The following is a 23072-nucleotide window of genomic DNA, read 5'->3' as shown; positions in this document are numbered from 1 at the left end:
AATTTGATGGAACGAAAACTAGGAGGATATACTTATGACACAAGAAGTTCGCGTACGCTACGCGCCAAGTCCAACAGGATTTTTGCATATTGGAGGAGCACGCACAGCGTTATTTAACTATTTATATGCACGTCACCATGATGGTAAATTTATCGTTCGTATTGAAGATACGGATATTGAACGTAATGTAGAAGGTGGCGAGTTATCACAACTTGAAAACTTAAAGTGGTTAGGGATCGACTATGATGAATCTGTAGATATTAGTGGACCTTATGCGCCGTATCGCCAAATGGAGCGCCTAGATATATATACAAAGCACGCGGAGGAAATGTTAGAAAAAGGGCATGCATATAAATGTTTCTGTTCTTCAGAGGAATTAGAAGCAGAACGTGAAGTACAAAAAGAAAAAGGTATTGCAGCTCCTATGTACAACGGTAAATGCCGTCATTTATCAAAAGAAGAAGTACAAGCAAAAGAAGATGCAGGCCAACCATATACGATTCGTATGCGTGTACCAGAAAATGTAACTTATACATTTGAAGATTTAGTTCGTGGACTGGTTACATTTGAATCTAAGGATGTTGGTGACTGGGTGCTTGTAAAAGCCAATGGAATCCCAACTTATAACTATGCTGTTGTATTAGATGATCACTTTATGGAAATTTCTCATGTATTCCGTGGGGAAGAACATTTATCAAACACACCAAAACAATTAATGGTGTTTGATGCATTCGAATGGGCATATCCTAAATTCGGTCATATGACATTAATCATCAATGAGAACCGAAAAAAGCTTTCAAAACGCGATGAGTCAATTATACAATTTGTTACTCAGTACAAAGATCTTGGGTATTTACCGGAAGCTATGTTTAACTTCTTTGCATTATTAGGCTGGTCTCCTGAAGGGGAAGATGAAATCTTCACCAAAGAGGAATTCATTAAAAACTTTGATGTATCGCGTCTGTCTAAATCACCATCGATGTTCGATAAACAAAAACTTACATGGATGAACAACCAATATATTAAACAACTTCCACTTGAAAAAGTAGTAGAGCTTGCATTGCCGCATTTACAAAAAGCAAATCTACTTCCGGCTGAATTATCAGAAGACGAACTTACGTGGGCAACAAAGCTTATTGCCCTTTACCATGAGCAAATGAGTTTTGGTGCTGAAATCGTTGAATTATCTTCATTATTCTTTGATCACGAAATTGCATATACTGAAGAAGCAACAGAGGTGTTAGCTGGGGAGCAGGTTCCTGAAGTAATGGCTGCTTTTAAAACACAGTTAGAAGGCCTAGAAACATTTGAAGCAGTAGAGATTAAAGCTGCTATTAAAGCTGTGCAAAAAGAAACAGGACATAAAGGGAAAAACCTTTTCATGCCAATACGTGTAGTAACAACAGGTCAAATGCATGGTCCAGAATTAGCTGATGCAATCAGTTTAATAGGGAAAGAAAAAGTAATTGCTCGTGTAGCCAAGTTTGCAAAACAATAAGATTGACTTTCCCCTAACAAGGTGTGAAAATGGTGATACAAATTCGAAGTAAAAAGAATAGCAAAGCGAAGAAGAGGAGAAGTAAGTAACGCACGTTCTTTAGAGAGGACCATCACCGGCTGAAAGTGGTCTGAGCCTACGAGTTACTGAAATGCACCTCCGAGCGTCATGCCGAACTTCTAAGTAGGCTGAACGTAACATCTGCGTTAAAGATGCAAAGTGGGGAAAGTATTTATATTTTTCCAATCAGAGTGGAACCGCGCTAACTGCGTCTCTGTCTATATTTATAGACAGAGACTTTTTTTATGGAAAAAAATGAAGGGAGGAATCCTTGTGTTCGATCGAATGAAAGAAGATATTGCGGTAGTATTTGAACAAGATCCAGCAGCAAATAGTAAGCTAGAGGTTATATTAACATACGCGGGACTTCATGCGATTTGGAGCCACCGCATTGCACATGCATTATTTAAAAAGAATCTTTTTTTTCTAGCACGTGCAGTTTCACAAGTTAGTAGATTTTTTACAGGTGTCGAAATTCACCCGGGTGCAACAATTGGGAGACGCTTTTTTATCGATCATGGATCGGGTGTAGTCATCGGAGAAACTTGTGAAATTGGAGATGATTGCACTATCTACCAAGGTGTCACATTAGGTGGTACCGGGAAAGAAAAAGGGAAGAGACATCCCACGCTTCATAATAATGTACTAATTGCTACAGGAGCAAAAGTATTAGGATCGATTACAATTGGTGAAAATAGTAAAGTAGGAGCTGGGTCGGTTGTATTGAAAGATGTACCTACTAATTCTACTGTAGTTGGTATTCCAGGTGTAGTTGTAATTCAAAATGGTGTAAAAGTGAAACGGAATCTCGATCATCAGGACCTGCCTGATCCGTTTACTGATCGATGTAAACAAATGGAAGATAAAATAGAAGATCTACAAAAAGAAATAGACCATTTAACGAAAGAAAAGGAGAGAAACTGGTCATGACAATCCAAATTTTTAATACATTAAAGCGTGAAAAAGAACCATTTATTCCACTCGAAGAAGGCAAGGTCAAAATGTATGTATGTGGACCAACTGTTTACAATTATATTCATATAGGGAATGCTCGACCTGTAATTGTATATGATACGGTAAGAAAGTATCTACAATATCGTGGATATGATGTGACATACGTTTCTAACTTCACAGACGTGGATGACAAAATTATTAAAGCGGCCAACGAACTGGGGGAAGAGGTCTCCGAGCTTACAGAACGTTTTATCAATGCTTATTATGCAGACGTAGAGGCTCTTGGCTGCAATCGAGCAGACTCACATCCTCGTGTAACGGATCACATGGATCAAATTATAGAATTTATAAAAGTATTAGAAGAAAAAGGCTATGCATACGAGTCACAAGGGGATGTATATTACCGTACTAGAAAATTTGATGGATACGGTAAGCTTTCTCATCAATCTGTAGACGATTTAAAAGTCGGTGCCCGTATTGAAACTGGTGAGAAAAAAGAAGATGCACTTGACTTTGCACTTTGGAAAGCTGCAAAACCTGGAGAAATTTTCTGGGAAAGCCCTTGGGGTCAAGGACGTCCTGGGTGGCACATCGAATGTTCTGTAATGGCAAGAGAAATATTAGGAGATACAATTGATATTCATGCTGGAGGGCAGGATCTAACTTTCCCTCACCATGAAAATGAAATTGCTCAGTCAGAAGCTAGAACTGGAAAGACATTCGCAAGATATTGGATGCATAATGGATATATAAATATAGATAATGAAAAAATGTCAAAATCACTAGGTAATTTTGTATTGGTAAATGATATTCGTCAGCAAATTGACCCTCAAATATTGCGTCTCTTCATGTTGAGTGTTCATTATCGAAACCCAATTAACTATTCAAAAGAATTGGTGGAGCAAGCAGAGGCTGGTTTGGACCGTATACAGACTGCTTATGATAACTTAGTTCATCGCTTAAGTACTACTGCAAATTTAGGAGACCATGACGATATTTGGCTACAAAAAATTGCGGCTGTAAAAGTACAGTTTGAAACAGCGATGGATGATGATTTTAATACAGCAAATGGGATTGCAGCTATTTTCGAATTGTCGAAACTTGCGAATACTTATTTACAAGAAAAACAAACATCTGAATCCGTATTGAAACAATTTATAGCAGATATGGATGATTTGACAGCTGTACTTGGACTAACGCTTGCTAAGGAAAAAGAAGTATTAGATGAAGAAATCGATGCATTGATCGAAGAACGAAATCAAGCAAGGAAGGATCGTAACTTTACCCGTGCCGATGAAATTAGAGATCAATTAAAAGAGTTAAATATTATTTTGGAAGATACTGCACAGGGTATTCGATGGAAAAGAGGATAAACTTGTGGAAAACTTAACATTATCAGATGTAAAACAACTAAATTCTTTAGCACTTGCTTATATGGGTGATGCTGTTTTCGAACAGGTCGTTCGGGAACACCTCATCCGCTCTGGGCGGGTTCGACCAAATATTTTACACAAAGAAGCTACTAACTATGTATCTGCAAAAGCACAAGCGACGATTGTGAAAGAGATGCTGGACAAAGAGTTTTTATCGGAAGATGAACAAGCAGTCCTACGAAGAGGGCGTAATGCGAAATCTGGATCTGTACCTAAAAATACGGACGTTATTACTTATCATCATAGTACTGCGTTTGAAGCGGTCATCGGGAGTCTATACTTAAGTGGACAAACAGAGCGTTTACAAGAAGTGTTACATTTTTCGATTGACTTTATAGATAAACAGAAAGGGGCGAACAAATAAATGACAGAAAAAAATGATCAAGTTGAGCAAACTGGTGAACTTATAGCAGGGAAAAATCCTGTTGTTGAAGCCCTTCGTGCCGGTAGAGATATGAACAAAGTTTGGCTAGCAGAAGGCATCCAAAAAAGTGGTGTATCTGAAATTATTCAATTAGCTAAAGATGCTGGAATAATCGTGCAGTTCGTACCTAAAAAGAAGCTCGATAACTTAACTGATGCAAACCACCAGGGGATAGTCGCGTCGGTTGCTGCATATCGTTATGCAGAATTAGATGATTTATTTGAGCTGGCGGCTAGCAAAAAAGAGGATCCTCTTTTTATTATTCTAGATGAAATTGAAGATCCCCATAATCTTGGTTCTATAATGAGAACGGCAGATGCCATAGGGGCGCATGGAATTATTATTCCTAAAAGAAGAGCGGTTGGACTAACAGCGGTAGTTGCAAAGGCTTCCACGGGAGCTATCGAACATATTCCAGTCTATCGTGCGGGTAACCTGGCTCAAACAGTAGATGAGCTAAAAGACCGTGGCGTTTGGATTGCAGGAACAGATGCGGCGAAGTCTACTGATTATCGAAATATGGATGCAACACTTCCACTAGCTCTTATTATTGGTAGCGAAGGAAAAGGAATGAGTCGACTGCTAAAAGAAAAGTGTGATTTTCTTTACTATTTGCCAATGGTCGGTCATGTAACGAGTCTTAATGCGTCGGTTGCTGCTTCTGTTTTGTTGTATGAGATATGGCGCGTAAGAAATCCGTTAAAAGGATAAGAAGATGCAAATTCTACTTGTCGATGGATATAATATCATCGGCGCATGGAGCGAGCTAAGGAAGTTAAAAGAAGTAAAATTACTGGACGCTAGAGACCGTTTGATTGAGCTGATGGCTGAATACAAAGCATATACAGGTATTCGAGTGATTGTGGTCTTTGATGCGCACTTAGTACCTGGTATTGAAAATAAAAAGAAAAAGTACAACGTGGAAGTTATTTATACGCGGAAAAACGAAATTGCAGATGAACGCATTGAAAAGTTAACGAAAGAATTGAGTAGTAGAAGAGTTCAAATTTATGTAGCTACATCCGATTTGACCGAGCAACGAGTTATATTTGGTCAGGGTGCCCTACGAAAATCAGCAAGAGAATTAGAAATTGAGATGTTGTCCATTTCTTCCAAAATAACAAAAAAAGTGAAGAGTATTCAGAATGACAAGCCTGCTTCTAATATTCCATTAACGGCAGAAGTTGCAGAAATTTTCGAAAAATGGCGAAGAGGAATGAAATGATTCATTGACGCTATAAATTTTCTTCCTGTATAATTGGAATAATATTCTTGTTAGCTGAGGTGACTTCATTGGAAAAGACAGAGCAGATTCTACAATTCGATAGTTTACTAGATGAAGAGCTTGTAGAGATGGTTCATCAAGGAAACACTGAAGCGCTAGATTTTTTAATAACAAAATATCGTTCTTTCGTCCGTATGAAGGGAAGATCATACTTTTTGATAGGGGCAGACAAAGAGGATATTCTACAAGAGGGAATGATCGGATTGTATAAGGCGATTCGGGATTTTAGGGAGGAGAAACTTGCTTCTTTCCGAGCATTTGCCGAATTATGTATTACTCGACAAATAATAACCGCTATCAAAACAGCTACACGTCAAAAGCATATACCGCTAAATTCCTATGTATCATTGGATAAACCTATATATGATGAAGAATCTGATCGAACTTTGATGGATATGATTGCAGGTTCGGTAATAGATGATCCAGAGGAATTAATCATCAATCGAGAAGATTTTGATTACATGGAAGGTAAGATGGCTGAAATATTAAGTGAGCTGGAACAACAAGTACTTGCCTTATACTTGGATGGCCAATCATATCAAGAAATTTCCGAAGAATTGAATCGTCATGTAAAGTCGATCGACAACGCATTACAACGAGTAAAGCGTAAACTAGAACGCTATATGGAGATTGGTAGTAATTATGCATAACTGGGATTTTGTTGACATGGAATGTGTAAGATGATAATCTTGAAAAAGACTTATACGCCGAAAAAAGGTGATATTATGGTGAAGAAGATTGTCTTAAGTTGTGTTCAATGTGGCAACCGTAATTACACGGTTCCTGCATCTAAAGAGAATGTAACAATCCGAATTGAACGTAAAAAGTATTGTGCACATTGTAATGTGCATACGCTTCATAAACAAACGTTATGAATAAAGTAATATAGATTTCTTGTGTGGGGGTTTAGCTAAAATGGCTAATGTTGGTGGGTTTTTCAAAAATGTAATGAGTGAAATGAGAAAAGTAAGTTGGCCTAAACGCAAAGAGCTTGCTAAATACACTGTAATTGTGCTTGCTACTGTTGCAGCAATGGCTGTATTTTTTGCTTTGGTTGATTTAGGGGTATCTGAATTGTTCCGTTGGTATTTAGCGTTATAATAAGTAGCATGTAAATATTTGAAAATAGCCCGTCTTATTAAACGAACGGGTTTTTTCATTTGTCTTGAGAAAAGGAGGGGACGGACGACTAGTCCTGACACTATGGAAAAAAATTGGTATGTTGTTCATACTTACTCGGGGTATGAAAACAAAGTAAAAGCAAACTTAGAAAAACGAGTAGAAACAATGGGTATGTCGGATAAAATATTCCGTGTATATATCCCAGAGCAAGAGGAGACGGATTTTAAAGACGGCAAAAAACGTGTTGTTGTTAGAAAAACTTTTCCAGGTTATGTTTTTGTTGAACTTATTATGACAGATGATGCATGGTATGTGGTTAGAAATACACCAGGTGTAACTGGATTCCTTGGTTCATCAGGTGGTGGAACAAAACCAACACCTCTGGCACCGGAAGAAGTTCAATCTATGCTTAAACAAATGGGTGACGCAGAACGTGTTGTCGAAGTAGACTTTACAGTTGGAGAATTGGTGGAAGTATTAGAAGGGCCGTTTGCGCACTTCCAAGGAAAAGTAGAAGTGATTGATACAGATAAAGGTAAAGTAACTGTATCTGTAGATATGTTTGGTCGAGAAACTAATATGGAACTAGATTTCGAACAAGTTATTAAAATATAATTTATGTTTCCACTTGCTAAAGGTGGAGAATAGTGATATCATTTCAAAGGTCAGACTGAAAATGGGTCTGTATTAATTTTTCTAATGTTATCAGCGCAGAGCTGAGAGACAGATATTTGAGTGGGAGGGGCAACCCAATTACCACATCACGGACTTAAGGAGGTGTGTCTCGTGGCTAAAAAAGTGATTAAAGTTGTTAAATTACAAATTCCTGCTGGTAAAGCAAATCCAGCACCGCCGGTTGGTCCAGCATTGGGTCAAGCAGGTGTTAACATCATGGGATTCTGTAAGGAGTTCAACGCACGTACTGCTGATCAAGCAGGTCTAATCATTCCGGTTGAAATTTCTGTATTTGAAGATCGTTCATTTACTTTCATTACAAAAACTCCGCCGGCAGCAGTGTTACTTAAAGTAGCAGCAGGTATTCAATCTGGATCAGGTGAACCGAACCGCGTAAAAGTGGCGACAGTGAAACGTGAAAAAGTTCGCGAAATCGCAGAACAAAAAATGCCAGATTTAAACGCAGCATCTGTTGAAGCAGCTATGTTAATGGTTGAAGGTACTGCACGCAGCATGGGTATTACGATCGAAGACTAATACTTAATGTGCATTTTGATATGACGCATTGTTTTTTGGAAGGTTGTAGTTGTTCATATAGGATAACTGCAACCTTTACACGTGGGAGGTTTATTCCGCTAAAACCACTATCAAGGAGGACATTTATAATGGCTAACAAAGGTAAAAAGTTACAAGAAGCAGCTAAATTAGTAGAAGCTTCAAAATTATACTCAGCTAAAGAAGCTATTGAGCTTGCTAAAAAAACAAGCACAGTAAACTTCGATGCGACTGTAGAAGTTGCTTTCCGTTTAGGAATCGATACTCGTAAAAATGACCAACAAATCCGTGGAGCAGTAGTTCTTCCAAACGGAACTGGTAAAACTCAACGTGTATTAGTATTCGCTAAAGGTGAAAAGTTAAAAGAAGCAGAAGCTGCTGGTGCAGATTATGTGGGCGATACTGAATATATTAACAAAATCCAACAAGGATGGTTTGACTTCGATGTAATCGTTGCAACACCTGATATGATGGGTGAAGTTGGTAAAATCGGTCGTGTACTTGGACCAAAAGGTTTAATGCCAAACCCTAAAACTGGTACAGTTACATTTGATGTAACAAAAGCTATCGAAGAGATCAAAGCTGGTAAAGTAGAATACCGTGCTGAAAAAGCAGGGATCATTCATGCTCCAATCGGTAAAGTTTCTTTTGAAGACGATAAATTAGTAGAAAACTTCTTAGCAGTATTTGATGTAATTCAAAAAGCTAAGCCTGCAGCATCTAAAGGTGTTTACATGAAGTCAGTGAATATCACGACTACTATGGGACCAGCTGTAAAAGTTGATACTCAATCCATTAAATAATAGTTGACAGTATAAGGGATGTCTGTTAAGATGACCTTTGTTGTTAAATATACATTTGTACCGAAGACAGTAGGAGCAATAAACTGCTTAATTTCCTACCGAGGACAAGTAAATTCAGATTCTTTTAAGATGATGACTTTCTGCCTCTGTGTCTATTCGTAGAACAGAGGCTTTTCTTTTGTCGGTATAAATGGCCAATTCTTATAGGAGGTGCCAAGATGAACAAAGCAATCGAAACTAAAAAAGTGCAAGTTCAAGAAATTGCAGAAAAGTTTAAAGCTGCTGCTTCCGTAGTAGTTGTTGACTATCGCGGTTTGAACGTTGCGCAAGTAACAGAATTACGTAAACAACTTCGTGAAGCGGGTGTGGAATTCAAAGTTTATAAAAACTCACTTACACGCCGTGCTACTGAAATTGCTGGAGTTGATGGGATTAACGAAAGCCTTGTTGGTCCAAATGCTGTAGCATTTTCTAACGAAGACGTAATTGCCCCTGCTAAAATCATTAATGATTTTGCTAAAAAGAACGAACAACTTGAGATTAAAGTTGGGATCATCGAAGGAACTGTAGCATCTGCTGAAGATGTGAAAGCATTAGCAGAACTTCCATCACGCGAAGGACTACTTTCAATGCTTCTTTCAGTACTTCAAGCTCCAATGCGCAACTTTGCGCTTGCAACAAAAGCTGTTGCAGAACAAAAAGAAGAACAAGGCGCATAATTCATTACGCGGCTTAAACACAACTAAAAGGCTAATAGCCTAAATTATCCATAATAGGAGGAAAATATAATGAATAACGAACAAATCTTAGAAGCTATCAAATCAATGACAGTTCTTGAATTAAACGACTTAGTAAAAGCAATTGAAGAAGAATTCGGTGTTACTGCTGCTGCTCCAATGGCAATGGCTGCTGGTGGCGGAGCTGCTGCTGCTGAAGAAAAAACTGATTTTGACGTAATCCTAGCATCTGCTGGAGATCAAAAAATCAAAGTAATCAAAGTGGTTCGTGAAATCACTGGTCTTGGATTGAAAGAAGCTAAAGAATTAGTTGACAACGCTCCAAAAGCTCTTAAAGAAGGCGTTTCTAAAGACGAAGCAGAAGCTTTCAAAGCACAACTTGAAGAAGTTGGCGCAGGCGTAGAAGTTAAGTAATTTTGTACAATTCGAAGAAAAAAGCTCGTCTGTAAACGACGGGCTTTTCTTCGTATGTATTGCGGAGGGTGATTTGGTGTCTGATCATTATTACTCTAGGAAACCTCAAACGGAAAGTAAACCGCGTCATTGGAATTTTACGTTGCTCGGGCACAATTTCCGATTTGAAACAGATGCAGGTGTATTTAGTAAGAGCGAAGTAGATTTTGGCTCCCGTGTATTAATCGATGCTTTTGAAGCGCCGGATCTAGAAGGTTCAATTTTAGATATAGGCTGTGGATATGGGCCGATAGGTCTTTCTATTGCAAAAGCAAATGAGAAAAGAACAGTTCATTTGGTAGATGTTAACACACGTGCAATCCAACTTGCAGAAAAAAATGCTGCTGCTAACGGGATACAAAATGTACGAATCTATGAAAGTGATGGATTGTCAGCGGTTGACACTGCGAACTTTGCGGCTATTATAACTAATCCACCGATTCGCGCTGGGAAAGAAACTATTTTTCGTTTCTATAATGAATCCTATGAAAAGTTAGTTTCAAAGGGAGAATTGTGGGTTGTGATTCAAAAGAAACAAGGGGCACCATCAACTTTTAGTTATTTAGAAGAGATTTTTGGTCAAGTTGATGTGGTAGATAAAGCTAGAGGTTATTGGATTATCAAAGCTACAAAGATTGACTTGACAAAATCGCTATGATATTATAATAAAATGCAAAAATATTATTTTGAGGACGTATGCCCTTTTGAATAAAAACAAGTAGAAATGGGTATACTGGCCGAGAAAAAGTTTGGTTAATCGAAAATGAGCTCTTGTTAAGAACTCGTTTTCTTTTTGTCTTTCGATATCATACACTAAAATGTTCATATCGAAAAGACCTAATATCGCTTTAATTGAGGGGTGAATGAGTTGACAGGTCAACTAGTTCAATACGGACAACACCGCCAACGCAGAAGTTTTGCGCGTATTAGTGAGGTGCTGGAACTACCGAATCTAATCGAAATTCAGACGGCATCTTATGAATGGTTCCTTGAAGAAGGTTTACGTGAAATGTTTAAAGATATTTCACCAATCGAGGACTTTACAGGCAATCTATCACTTGAATTTGTCGACTATAGTTTAAACGAACCGAAATATTCCGTCGACGAATCGAAAGAACGTGACGCAACATACGCTGCACCATTACGCGTAAAAGTACGTCTCCACAACAAAGAAACGGACGAAGTGAAGGAACAAGATGTCTTTATGGGTGATTTCCCATTAATGACTGAAACTGGAACTTTCGTTATTAACGGAGCTGAGCGAGTAATCGTATCTCAGTTAGTCCGCTCACCAAGTGTTTACTTCCATGATAAAACAGACAAAAACGGTAAAAAAGGTTTTGGATCAACAGTTATTCCGAACCGTGGTGCTTGGTTAGAATACGAAATCGATGCAAAAGACGTAGTTTATGTTCGTATCGATCGTACACGTAAACTGCCAGTTACTGTTTTACTTCGTGCACTAGGTTTTGGATCAGATCAAGAGATTATCGATTTAATCGGTGACAATGAATATTTACGTAACACGCTAGAAAAAGATAATACAGAAACGTCTGAAAAAGCGTTACTAGAAATCTATGAGCGTCTACGTCCTGGTGAACCACCAACAGTGGAAAGTGCAAAGAGTCTGTTATATTCTCGCTTCTTTGACCCAAAACGCTATGATTTAGCGAATGTTGGTCGTTACAAAATGAACAAAAAACTGCATATTAAAAATCGCTTGTTTAACCAAACAATAGCTGAAACGCTAGTGGATCCAGAAACAGGAGAGATTTTAGTAGAAGCTGGTACGCTGATTGATCGTCGTGTACTAGATCGTCTAATTCCTCATCTTGAAAATGGAATTGGCTTCAAAACGTTATCTCAAGTAGGTGGTGTTTTAGAGGACGATATTACAATCCAATCGATTAAGATTTATGCGCCAAATGACGAAGAGCAAAAAGAAGTTAACGTTATAAGTAACGCGTATGTGGAAACAGAGATTAAAAACATTACGCCTGCTGATATCGTTTCATCTATTGGCTACTTCTTTAACCTTTTGTTCAACGTTGGGAACACAGATGATATCGATCATCTTGGTAACCGTCGTTTACGTTCTGTAGGTGAGTTACTACAAAATCAGTTCCGTATAGGTCTTTCACGTATGGAACGTGTAGTTCGTGAGCGTATGTCTATTAACGATACACAGTCAATCGTTCCACAACAATTGATTAATATACGCCCAGTTATTGCATCTATTAAAGAGTTCTTTGGTAGTTCTCAATTATCTCAGTTTATGGATCAAACGAATCCACTTGCTGAGTTGACGCATAAACGCCGTCTATCGGCGCTTGGACCCGGTGGTTTAACACGTGAGCGTGCAGGATTTGAAGTACGTGACGTTCACTACTCTCACTATGGTCGTATGTGCCCGATCGAAACGCCAGAGGGACCAAACATTGGACTTATTAACTCACTTTCAAGTTTTGCGAAAGTGAATAAATTTGGATTTATTGAAACACCATATCGTCGTGTTGACCCTGAAACAGGGTTGGTAACATCACGTATCGACTATTTAACTGCGGATGAAGAGGATAACTATGTGGTAGCACAAGCAAACTCTCCATTATCTGATGAAGGAGAATTCCTGAAAGAAGAAGTAGTTGGTCGTTTCCGCGGTGATAATACCGTGTTCAGAAAAGAGCAAATCGACTATATGGACGTATCGCCGAAACAAGTTGTTTCTGCTGCAACAGCATGTATTCCTTTCTTGGAAAATGATGACTCCAACCGTGCACTTATGGGAGCGAACATGCAACGTCAAGCTGTTCCGTTATTAAATCCAGAGGCTCCATTCGTTGGGACTGGTATGGAACATGTGAACGCACGTGATTCAGGTGCCGCGGTTATTGCGAAATACCACGGAATTGTTGAACATGTTGAAGCAAAAGAAATTCGTGTTAGACGCATTGAAGACGTGGATGGAAAAGAAGTTAAAGGTGATTTAACATCTTATAAAGTCCATAAATTTGAGCGTTCAAATCACGGTACATCTATAAACCAACGTCCAATTGTAAAAATTGGTGATCGTGTTAAACCTCTGGATATTCTTGCAGATGGTCCTTCTATGGAACAAGGAGAGCTTGCTTTAGGACGTAATGTACTTGTAGCTTTCATGACATGGGACGGATACAACTATGAAGATGCCGTAATTATGAGTGAACGATTAGTGAAAGATGATGTATATACTTCAGTGCATATTGAAGAATATGAATCAGAATCACGTGATACAAAACTCGGACCAGAGGAAATTACGAGAGATATTCCAAACGTAGGAGAAGACGCATTACGCAACTTGGACGACCGTGGAATTATCCGTATTGGTGCAGAAGTTCGTGATGGAGATATTCTTGTTGGTAAAGTAACACCTAAAGGAGTTACAGAACTAACAGCAGAAGAACGTTTACTGCACGCAATCTTCGGTGAAAAAGCTCGTGAAGTTCGTGATACTTCCCTTCGTGTACCTCATGGTGCTGGTGGGATTGTATTAGATGTAAAAGTATTTAATCGCGAAGATGGCGATGAGTTATCTCCAGGTGTTAACCAATTAGTTCGTGCTTATATCGTTCAAAAACGTAAAATCTCTGTTGGGGATAAAATGGCCGGACGTCATGGTAACAAAGGGGTTATCTCGCGTATTCTTCCTGAAGAAGATATGCCATTCCTTCCAGACGGCACACCAGTTGATATCATGTTAAACCCACTTGGTGTACCTTCTCGTATGAATATCGGGCAAGTATTAGAGCTTCACTTAGGTATGGCTTCTAGACTGCTAGGCGTTCATATGGCATCACCAGTATTTGATGGTGCAGACGAAGAAGACGTGTGGAACACAATGGAAGAAGCAGGTCTTAACCGTGATGGTAAAACAATCCTATATGATGGACGTTCAGGTGAACCATTTGATAACCGCGTATCTGTAGGGGTTATGTATATGATTAAACTTGCCCACATGGTAGATGATAAGCTACATGCACGTTCTACTGGACCTTATTCACTTGTTACGCAACAGCCTCTTGGAGGGAAAGCGCAATTTGGTGGACAGCGTTTCGGAGAAATGGAAGTATGGGCACTTGAAGCTTATGGTGCTGCTTATACGTTACAAGAAATCTTAACTGTAAAATCCGATGACGTTGTTGGACGTGTGAAAACATACGAAGCAATTGTTAAAGGGGAAAGTGTACCAGAACCAGGAGTTCCTGAATCATTCAAAGTATTGATTAAAGAACTACAAAGTCTAGGTATGGATGTTAAGATGCTTACAATCGATGAAGAAGAAATTGAGCTTCGTGATTTAGATGAAGATGATGATATTCCTGCAGCTGACGCACTTGGTATCTTACCAATCACAGCGGAGGAAGAACCAGTTGGAACAGTTGAATAAAGAATAGCGAAAGGTACCGCGAGGGTCCTAAGCAAATTCTAGATTAAACAATAAGAATCGGACAGGTGATGCCTGTCCGTATTTCCGTATAAAATTGCATAATGCAGAGCTACTTGGAAAAGTCTTTTAAAAGACACAAGACTAAAGGGAGGTAGGCTCCTTGATAGACGTTAATAATTTTGAGTATATGAAAATTGGTTTAGCTTCACCTGATAAAATCCGTTCATGGTCTTATGGGGAAGTTAAAAAACCTGAAACAATTAATTATCGTACATTAAAACCTGAAAAAGATGGTTTATTCTGTGAACGTATTTTTGGTCCTACAAAGGATTGGGAATGTCATTGCGGTAAATATAAACGCGTTCGTTATAAAGGTGTTGTATGTGATCGTTGTGGAGTAGAAGTAACACGTGCAAAAGTACGTCGTGAACGAATGGGTCACATCGAACTTGCAGCTCCGGTATCGCATATTTGGTATTTTAAAGGTATCCCAAGTCGTATGGGTCTGATTTTGGATATGTCTCCAAGATCACTAGAAGAAGTAATTTACTTTGCTTCTTATGTAGTAATAGAGCCAGCAGACACACCTCTTGAAAAGAAGCAATTGCTTTCTGAAAAAGAATACCGTGCTTATCGCGATAAGTTTGGAACTAAATTCCAGGCTGCGATGGGTGCTGAAGCTATCAAACGTTTACTTTCAGAAATTGATTTAGAAAGTGAAACAGAACAATTAAAAGAAGAGTTGAAAACAGCTCAAGGTCAACGTCGTACACGTGCTATTAAACGTTTAGAAGTCGTAGAATCTTTCCGTAATTCAGGGAACAGACCTGATTGGATGATTTTAGATGTTCTACCGGTAATTCCTCCAGAATTACGTCCGATGGTTCAGTTGGACGGTGGACGTTTTGCTACTTCTGATCTAAATGATTTATATCGTCGTGTTATTAATCGTAACAATCGTTTAAAACGTCTATTGGATCTTGGTGCTCCTAGTATCATCGTTCAAAATGAAAAACGTATGCTTCAAGAAGCTGTTGATGCTTTGATTGATAACGGTCGTCGTGGTCGTCCGGTAACAGGTCCGGGTAACCGTCCGTTGAAATCACTTTCACATATGTTAAAAGGGAAGCAAGGTCGTTTCCGTCAAAATCTACTTGGTAAACGTGTTGACTACTCTGGTCGTTCCGTTATCGTAGTAGGACCAAACTTGAAAATGTATCAATGTGGACTTCCAAAAGAAATGGCAATTGAACTATTTAAACCATTTGTTATGAAGGAACTTGTTGAACGTGGTTTAGCCCACAACATTAAGAGTGCAAAACGTAAAATTGAGCGTATGCATGCTGAAGTATGGGATGTATTAGAAGATGTAATTAGAGAGCATCCGGTTTTACTTAACCGTGCCCCTACTCTTCACCGTCTTGGTATCCAAGCATTTGAACCGACATTAGTAGAAGGTCGTGCAATTCGCCTTCACCCTCTAGTATGTACAGCATATAATGCTGACTTTGATGGTGACCAAATGGCTGTTCACGTTCCTTTATCAGCAGAAGCACAAGCGGAAGCTCGTTTACTAATGCTTGCAGCACAAAACATTTTGAACCCGAAAGATGGAAAACCAGTAGTTACACCATCTCAAGATATGGTTTTAGGAAACTATTACTTAACACTTGAGCGTAAAGGTGCAATGGGTGAAGGTTCTACATTCTACGGTCCGGAAGAAGTGCTAATTGCTTATAATACTGGTCATGTACATTTGCATACACGTATTGCAATACCGGCAGCATCTGTAAACAATCAAACATTTACAGAAGAACAAAATAAGATGCTATTGCTAACAACTGTAGGTAAAGTAATTTTCAATGAAATACTTCCAGAAACGTTCCCATACATCAATGAGCCGACAGATTTCAATTTACAAATTGAAACTCCGGAGAAATATTTCGTTCCTACGATTACAGATGTGAAAAAACATATCGAGTCTATGGATCTTGTACAGCCATTTAAGAAAAAAATTCTTGGTAATATCATTGCGGAAGTATTTAAACGTTTCCATATCACAGAAACTTCAAAAATGCTTGACCGTATGAAAGCTCTAGGGTTTAAATATTCTACTAAAGCTGGAATTACAATTGGTATCTCTGATATCGTAGTACTTCCAGATAAAGGCGAAATTCTTGAAGAAGCACAAGGTAAAGTAGATAAAGTTATTAAACAATTCCGCCGTGGTCTAATAACGGAAGAAGAGCGTTATGCTAGTGTCATTGGACACTGGAGTAAAGCAAAGGAAGTTATTCAAGATAAACTGATGAAATCGCTAGATAACATGAATCCAATCTTCATGATGAGTGACTCAGGTGCCCGTGGTAATGCATCTAACTTTACTCAACTTGCAGGTATGCGTGGACTAATGGCCAATCCGGCTGGTCGAATTATCGAACTTCCGATTAAGTCATCATTCCGTGAAGGGTTAACAGTACTTGAATACTTCATCTCTACACATGGTGCTCGTAAAGGTCTTGCCGATACAGCACTTAAAACTGCCGATTCAGGTTACTTAACTCGCCGTCTAGTAGACGTTGCGCAAGATGTAATCGTTCGTGAAGATGATTGTGGAACTGACCGTGGATTACTAATCGGTTCACTTATGGAAGGCACAGAAGTTATTGAAGAGTTTGGCGAACGTATTGTCGGTCGTCATACTAAGAAAACAATTTTCCATCCAACTACTAATGAATTGATTTTAGAAAGAGACGGGTTAATTACACAAGACGTTGCTCGTGTTATTGAAGAAGCAGGTATTGATGAATTAACAATTCGCTCTGCATTTACTTGTAATACAAAACATGGTGTTTGTAAAAAATGTTACGGCTTGAATTTAGCTACTGGAGACACAGTTGAAGTTGGAGAAGCAGTTGGTATTATTGCTGCTCAATCGATTGGGGAACCAGGTACACAGTTAACAATGCGTACATTCCATACAGGCGGGGTTGCAGGAGACGATATTACACAAGGTCTTCCGCGTATCCAAGAGATTTTCGAAGCTCGTAATCCTAAAGGGCAAGCTGTTATTTCCGAAATTTCAGGTACTGTTACTGAAATTGATGAAATTAGAGAAGGTCAAAAAGAAATTACAATTCAAGGTAATGTGGAAACTCGTAAATATTTGGCGCCGTACAATGCACGTTTAAAAGTTCAACTAAACGATACAATGCACCGTGGTCAAGTACTTACTGAGGGTTCTGTAGATCCTAAGGAATTGTTAAGAGTTAAAGATGTTTCAACTGTTCAAGAGTACTTATTAAAAGAAGTACAAAAAGTTTATCGTATGCAAGGGGTAGAAATTGGGGATAAACATATCGAAGTAATGGTACGCCAAATGCTTCGTAAAGTACGTGTGATTGAAGCTGGAGAAACAGACCTACTTCCGGGATCACTACTAGACATCCACCAATTTGCCGAAGCGAATAAGGAAGCAGTTTTACAAGGTAAGATTCCTGCTACTTGTCGTCCGGTTATCCTTGGTATTACAAAAGCTTCTCTTGAAACAGAATCGTTCTTGTCTGCTGCATCATTCCAAGAAACGACTCGTGTCTTAACTGACGCAGCGATTAAAGGGAAACGTGATGAATTACTAGGCCTGAAAGAAAACGTAATTATCGGTAAGCTAGTTCCAGCAGGTACAGGTATGCAACGTTATCGCCAAATTAAAATCACAGACAATGAAGCAGATACTGAAAAAGAATTAGTTAACGCAGAATAAAACAAACAAAATATTAGGGAGGACTAATTTTATTTCTCCCTAATATTTCATGTTTATTGTTGACACCTTTTTCAATGAATGATAATATATTTAAGGTTGATAGTTATTTGACTTGTACCTTTGGAGGATATGCAAATGTCTTATGAAAAAGTGAAACAAGCGAAAGAAACAATCATAGGTACAAAGCAAGCAGTAAAAGCAATGAAAAAAGGGCTTGTCAACGAAGTTTATATTGCACTAGATGTAGAAGAGAGAATCATTGAACTAGCACGACAAACAGCTGTGGAAAACAATGTTTCGATTAACTATGTTGAGTCTAAAGTAGATCTTGGTAAAGCTTGTGGACTGCGCTTAGCGGCGTCAGTAGTAGCTATTACTGTGTAACAGTTTTTGTGTAATGCACAAAGACTTTGTTTTTACCCCAAAAATGAACCACCTGGATGTGTGGTATTAACAAGAACAAATGAAGGGAGGAATAATCGATGCCTACAATTAACCAATTGGTACGTAAGCCTCGTCAATCCAAAAGCACGAAATCAAAGTCTCCAGCACTAGGAAAAGGTTATAACAGCTTCAAAAAGGCTGGTACTAATCTTAACTCTCCACAAAAACGTGGGGTTTGTACTCGTGTTGGTACTATGACGCCGAAAAAACCTAACTCAGCACTTCGTAAATATGCGCGTGTACGTTTAACAAATACGTTAGAGGTTACTGCTTATATTCCAGGAGAAGGACACAACCTACAAGAACATAGTGTTGTACTTATCCGCGGAGGAAAAGTAAAAGATTTACCAGGGGTACGTTATCATATCGTACGTGGTGCTCTTGATACAGCTGGTGTTACTGGTCGTATGCAAAGTCGTTCTCTTTACGGTGCAAAACGCCCTAAAGAAAAGAAATAATTTAATTAATAATTTGACATTCGTCGAAAGGAGGAAAACACATGCCTCGTAAAGGTCCTGTTTCCAAACGTGACGTGTTACCAGATCCAATTTATAATTCAAAACTAGTAACTCGTTTAATCAATAAAATGATGGTTGACGGTAAAAGAGGTACTTCTCAAAAAATTCTATACGGAGCGTTCGAACTTGTTAAAGAACGTTCAGGTAAAGATGCATTAGAAGTATTTGAAGCTGCTCTAAATAATGTAATGCCAGTTCTAGAAGTACGTGCTCGTCGTGTTGGTGGTGCAAACTACCAAGTACCGGTTGAAGTACGTCCTGACCGTCGTTCAACACTAGGTCTTCGTTACTTAGTAAACTATTCACGTCTTCGTGGAGAAAAAACGATGGAAGAACGTTTAGCTAACGAAATTCTTGATGCATCTAACAACACTGGTGCTTCAGTTAAAAAACGTGAAGATATGCATAAAATGGCAGAAGCTAATAAAGCATTCGCTCACTATCGTTGGTAAGCTATTCTTTAAAATCAATCTAAAATCATACTCTAATCCGAATATGGAAGGAGAAATACAATATGGCTAGAGAGTTCTCCTTAGACAAAACACGTAATATCGGTATCATGGCTCACATCGATGCTGGTAAAACGACTACTACGGAGCGTATTCTTTATTACACTGGTAAAATCCACAAAATCGGGGAAACTCATGAAGGTGCATCACAGATGGACTGGATGGAGCAAGAACAAGAACGTGGGATCACTATTACTTCAGCTGCAACAACAGCTGCATGGGATAATCACCGTGTAAATATCATCGATACACCTGGACACGTAGACTTCACTGTTGAAGTTGAACGTTCACTTCGTGTACTTGATGGTGCGGTTACAGTACTAGATGCTCAATCTGGTGTTGAACCACAAACTGAAACAGTATGGCGTCAAGCTACAACTTATGGCGTACCGCGTATTGTTTTCATTAACAAAATGGATAAAACGGGTGCAGATTTCTTATATTCTGTAGGAACTCTACACGATCGTTTACAAGCTAACGCTCATCCAATTCAATTACCAATCGGTGCAGAAGATGAATTCTCTGGAATTATCGACTTAGTAACGATGAAAGCAACTGTGTACGGTAATGACTTAGGAACAGACATTCAAGAAGTGGAAATTCCTGAAGAATACATGGCACAAGCTGAAGAATATCGTGAAAAGCTAGTTGAAGCTGTAGCTGAACTTGATGAAGATTTAATGGAAAAATATCTTGGTGGAGAAGAAATTACGAACGAAGAATTAGTTAACGGTATCCGTAAAGGTACTTTAAACGTAGAATTCTATCCAGTAGTATGTGGTACTGCATTTAAAAACAAAGGTGTTCAAAAAGTTCTTGACGCAGTTGTTGCATACCTACCATCACCACTTGATATTCCGGCAATGAAAGGAATCGATCCTAATTCTGATGATGAAATTGAACGTCATTCTGACGATTCAGAACCATTCTCTGCATTAGCATTTAAAGTTATGACTGACCCTTACGTTGGTAAATTAACATTCTTCCGTGTATATTCTGGTACATTACAAGCTGGTTCGTACGTTCAAAACTCAACTAAAGGTAAGCGTGAGCGCGTAGGACGTATCCTACAAATGCATGCTAACTCTCGTGAAGAAATCTCACAAGTTTACGCTGGAGATATTGCTGCAGCTGTAGGCTTGAAAGATACAACAACTGGAGATACTTTGTGTGATGAAAAAGCTCTAGTAATTCTAGAGTCTATGGAATTCCCAGAACCAGTTATTTCTTTATCAGTTGAACCAAAATCTAAAGCTGACCAAGACAAAATGGGTGCTGCTCTTGTAAAATTAGCAGAAGAAGATCCAACATTCCGCGTTCATACAGACCAAGAAACTGGTCAAGTTATTATCGCAGGTATGGGTGAACTTCACCTTGATATCTTAGTTGACCGTATGCGTCGTGAATTTAAAGTAGAAGCTAACGTAGGTGCTCCTCAAGTATCTTATCGTGAAACTTTCCGCTCTTCAGCAAAAGTTGAAGGTAAATTCGTACGTCAATCTGGTGGACGTGGTCAATTCGGACACGTTTGGATTGAATTCTCTCCAAACGAAGAAGGAAAAGGCTTTGAATTTGAAAATGCTGTTGTCGGTGGGGTAGTTCCACGTGAATACATTCCAGCTGTTGAGGCAGGTCTTCGTGACTCACTTAACAATGGTGTACTTGCTGGATATCCATTAATCGATATTAAAGCAAAATTATACGACGGATCATATCATGATGTTGACTCGAATGAAATGGCCTTTAAAGTTGCTGCTTCTATGGCATTGAAAAATGCTGTATCTAAAGTAAACCCAGTAATTCTTGAGCCAATCATGAAAGTTGAAGTTGTTATTCCTGAAGAATATTTAGGAGACATCATGGGTGATATCACTTCTCGTCGTGGTCGCGTTGAAGGTATGGACGCTCGCGGAAATGCACAAGTTGTGCGTTCAATGGTTCCGCTTGCTGAAATGTTCGGATATGCAACGGCATTGCGTTCTAACACGCAAGGACGTGGAGTATTCTCAATGACATTTGATCATTATGAAGATGTTCCAAAATCAATTTCTGAAGAAATTATCAAAAAAAATAAAGGTGAATAATTGAATTTTCACCAAAACTAAAGTATAACTAACTTATAGTATATGAAAGACAAGGGGCTATTAGTCCCTTACTTTTATAATAAAAAATCATACAATTACTGAGGAGGACTTCTCTAATGGCTAAAGAAAAATTTGATCGCTCCAAAACACATGCTAACATTGGTACAATCGGACACGTTGACCATGGTAAAACAACTCTAACTGCTGCTATCGCAACAGTTCTTTCTAAAAAAATGGGTGGAACAGCTAAATCATATGCTGACATCGATAACGCTCCTGAAGAAAAAGAACGTGGAATCACTATCAATACTTCACACGTTGAGTATGAAACTGAAACTCGTCACTACGCACACGTTGACTGCCCAGGACATGCTGACTATGTTAAAAACATGATCACAGGTGCAGCACAAATGGACGGCGGGATCTTAGTAGTATCTGCTGCTGATGGCCCAATGCCACAAACTCGTGAGCATATCCTTCTTTCACGTCAAGTAGGTGTTCCATACCTAGTTGTATTCATGAACAAATGTGATATGGTTGATGACGAAGAATTACTTGAATTAGTTGAAATGGAAATTCGTGACCTTCTTTCTGAATACGACTTCCCAGGTGATGACCTTCCTGTAATTAAAGGTTCTGCTCTTAAAGCTCTTGAAGGAGAAGCAGATTGGGAAGAAAAAATTATTGAATTAATGGACGCTGTAGATAGCTATATCCCAACTCCAGAACGTCAAACTGACAAACCATTCATGATGCCAGTAGAGGATGTATTCTCAATCACTGGTCGTGGTACAGTTGCTACTGGACGTGTTGAGCGTGGACAAGTTAAAATTGGTGACGTTGTAGACATCATCGGTATTACTGAAGAAGCAAAATCAACTACTGTAACTGGTGTTGAAATGTTCCGTAAACTTCTTGACTATGCTGAAGCTGGAGACAACATTGGTGCACTTCTTCGTGGGGTTTCTCGTGAAGAGATCCAACGTGGGCAAGTATTAGCTAAACCAGGTTCAATCACTCCACACACAGACTTCAAAGCTGAAGTTTATGTTCTTTCAAAAGAAGAGGGTGGACGTCATACTCCATTCTTCTCAAACTACCGTCCTCAGTTCTACTTCCGTACAACTGACGTAACTGGTGTTTGTAACTTACCTGAAGGTGTAGAAATGGTTATGCCTGGAGATAACATCGAAATGACTGTATCTCTAATCTCACCAATCGCTCTTGAAGAAGGTACTAAATTCTCTATCCGTGAGGGTGGACGTACTGTAGGCGCTGGTGTAGTTGCTACTATCACTAAGTAATCTATAATTCTTTAATATAAAACCATCT

At 38.8% G+C, this 23072-nt stretch carries 22 protein-coding genes and 2 other annotated features; all 22 genes read left to right on the top strand.

Annotated features, from left to right (window positions below; translation table 11 throughout):
* Positions 1–34: 34 nt before the first annotated feature.
* The 22 genes from gltX (at position 35) to tuf (ending at position 23044) form a co-directional block, all read left to right on the top strand.
* Positions 35–1498, top strand: coding sequence for a glutamate--tRNA ligase (gltX, locus tag MKY60_RS20255; RefSeq protein WP_093495449.1), 1464 nt, complete (start codon positions 35–37; stop codon positions 1496–1498).
* Positions 1499–1557: 59 nt separating this feature from the next.
* Positions 1558–1777: a binding site (T-box leader), on the top strand.
* A 54-nt stretch (positions 1778–1831) separates the two neighbouring features.
* Positions 1832–2488 (top strand): serine O-acetyltransferase, encoded by a 657-nt coding sequence (gene cysE / locus MKY60_RS20250; protein WP_093495448.1) that lies wholly within the window; start codon positions 1832–1834, stop codon positions 2486–2488.
* On the top strand, positions 2485–3885 hold the full coding sequence (gene cysS, locus MKY60_RS20245) for a cysteine--tRNA ligase (protein ID WP_093495447.1): 1401 nt from the start codon (positions 2485–2487) through the stop codon (positions 3883–3885). Before cysE ends, cysS begins: the two co-directional genes overlap by 4 nt.
* Positions 3886–3889: 4 nt before the next feature.
* Positions 3890–4309 carry a Mini-ribonuclease 3 gene (locus MKY60_RS20240; protein ID WP_418939807.1) on the top strand — a complete coding sequence of 140 codons (420 nt, stop codon included), beginning with the start codon at positions 3890–3892 and terminating at the stop codon, positions 4307–4309.
* On the top strand, positions 4310–5080 hold the full coding sequence (gene rlmB, locus MKY60_RS20235) for a 23S rRNA (guanosine(2251)-2'-O)-methyltransferase RlmB (RefSeq protein WP_093495446.1): 771 nt from the start codon (positions 4310–4312) through the stop codon (positions 5078–5080).
* Between the two features lie 4 nt (positions 5081–5084).
* On the top strand, positions 5085–5594 hold the full coding sequence (locus tag MKY60_RS20230; RefSeq protein ID WP_093495445.1) for an NYN domain-containing protein: 510 nt from the start codon (positions 5085–5087) through the stop codon (positions 5592–5594).
* A 68-nt stretch (positions 5595–5662) separates the two neighbouring features.
* Complete coding sequence (sigH, locus tag MKY60_RS20225; protein WP_090567740.1) at positions 5663–6304, top strand: RNA polymerase sporulation sigma factor SigH; 642 nt, start codon at positions 5663–5665, stop codon at positions 6302–6304.
* A 39-nt stretch (positions 6305–6343) separates the two neighbouring features.
* Positions 6344–6529 carry a 50S ribosomal protein L33 gene (rpmG, locus tag MKY60_RS20220; protein ID WP_445677994.1) on the top strand — a complete coding sequence of 62 codons (186 nt, stop codon included), beginning with the start codon at positions 6344–6346 and terminating at the stop codon, positions 6527–6529.
* Positions 6530–6569: 40 nt separating this feature from the next.
* Positions 6570–6755, top strand: coding sequence for a preprotein translocase subunit SecE (gene secE, locus MKY60_RS20215; protein WP_093495444.1), 186 nt, complete (start codon positions 6570–6572; stop codon positions 6753–6755).
* Positions 6756–6857: 102 nt separating this feature from the next.
* Positions 6858–7391, top strand: coding sequence for a transcription termination/antitermination protein NusG (gene nusG, locus MKY60_RS20210; RefSeq protein WP_090567748.1), 534 nt, complete (start codon positions 6858–6860; stop codon positions 7389–7391).
* A gap of 171 nt (positions 7392–7562) precedes the next feature.
* A complete protein-coding gene (gene rplK / locus MKY60_RS20205) occupies positions 7563–7988 on the top strand; it encodes a 50S ribosomal protein L11 (RefSeq protein ID WP_139176005.1) in 426 nt (141 codons plus the stop codon).
* Positions 7989–8116: 128 nt separating this feature from the next.
* Positions 8117–8809, top strand: a complete 693-nt coding sequence (rplA, locus tag MKY60_RS20200; RefSeq protein WP_090567754.1) for a 50S ribosomal protein L1 — start codon at positions 8117–8119, stop codon at positions 8807–8809.
* 42 nt (positions 8810–8851) lie between these two features.
* Positions 8852–8995, top strand: a sequence feature (ribosomal protein L10 leader region).
* A gap of 32 nt (positions 8996–9027) precedes the next feature.
* Positions 9028–9528, top strand: coding sequence for a 50S ribosomal protein L10 (rplJ, locus tag MKY60_RS20195; RefSeq protein ID WP_090567757.1), 501 nt, complete (start codon positions 9028–9030; stop codon positions 9526–9528).
* Between the two features lie 69 nt (positions 9529–9597).
* Complete coding sequence (gene rplL, locus MKY60_RS20190) at positions 9598–9960, top strand: 50S ribosomal protein L7/L12 (protein WP_090567761.1); 363 nt, start codon at positions 9598–9600, stop codon at positions 9958–9960.
* A gap of 76 nt (positions 9961–10036) precedes the next feature.
* The gene (locus MKY60_RS20185; RefSeq protein WP_090567764.1) at positions 10037–10657 is read left to right on the top strand and encodes a class I SAM-dependent methyltransferase; all 621 of its coding nucleotides are present in this window, start codon (positions 10037–10039) and stop codon (positions 10655–10657) included.
* Between the two features lie 210 nt (positions 10658–10867).
* Positions 10868–14422 carry a DNA-directed RNA polymerase subunit beta gene (gene rpoB / locus MKY60_RS20180; protein ID WP_090567767.1) on the top strand — a complete coding sequence of 1185 codons (3555 nt, stop codon included), beginning with the start codon at positions 10868–10870 and terminating at the stop codon, positions 14420–14422.
* Positions 14423–14582: 160 nt separating this feature from the next.
* The gene (rpoC, locus tag MKY60_RS20175; RefSeq protein WP_090567772.1) at positions 14583–18185 is read left to right on the top strand and encodes a DNA-directed RNA polymerase subunit beta'; all 3603 of its coding nucleotides are present in this window, start codon (positions 14583–14585) and stop codon (positions 18183–18185) included.
* A 135-nt stretch (positions 18186–18320) separates the two neighbouring features.
* Positions 18321–18569 carry a ribosomal L7Ae/L30e/S12e/Gadd45 family protein gene (locus MKY60_RS20170; protein WP_090567775.1) on the top strand — a complete coding sequence of 83 codons (249 nt, stop codon included), beginning with the start codon at positions 18321–18323 and terminating at the stop codon, positions 18567–18569.
* Positions 18570–18667: 98 nt separating this feature from the next.
* Entirely contained in the window at positions 18668–19087 is a 420-nt protein-coding gene (gene rpsL / locus MKY60_RS20165; protein ID WP_090567780.1) for a 30S ribosomal protein S12, read from the top strand.
* A 41-nt stretch (positions 19088–19128) separates the two neighbouring features.
* Positions 19129–19599: a 30S ribosomal protein S7 gene (gene rpsG / locus MKY60_RS20160; protein ID WP_090567783.1), complete on the top strand. Its 471-nt coding sequence runs from the start codon at positions 19129–19131 to the stop codon at positions 19597–19599.
* A gap of 62 nt (positions 19600–19661) precedes the next feature.
* Positions 19662–21740 (top strand): elongation factor G, encoded by a 2079-nt coding sequence (gene fusA, locus MKY60_RS20155; protein ID WP_090567786.1) that lies wholly within the window; start codon positions 19662–19664, stop codon positions 21738–21740.
* Between the two features lie 116 nt (positions 21741–21856).
* Complete coding sequence (gene tuf, locus MKY60_RS20150; protein WP_090567789.1) at positions 21857–23044, top strand: elongation factor Tu; 1188 nt, start codon at positions 21857–21859, stop codon at positions 23042–23044.
* The last annotated feature ends 28 nt before the right edge of the window (positions 23045–23072 follow it).

Source organism: Psychrobacillus sp. FSL K6-1415, from assembly GCF_038003185.1.
In the GTDB taxonomy this organism is placed as follows: Bacteria; Bacillota; Bacilli; order Bacillales_A; family Planococcaceae; genus Psychrobacillus; species Psychrobacillus psychrodurans.
This window is presented reverse-complemented; position numbering and strand designations above follow the sequence as displayed.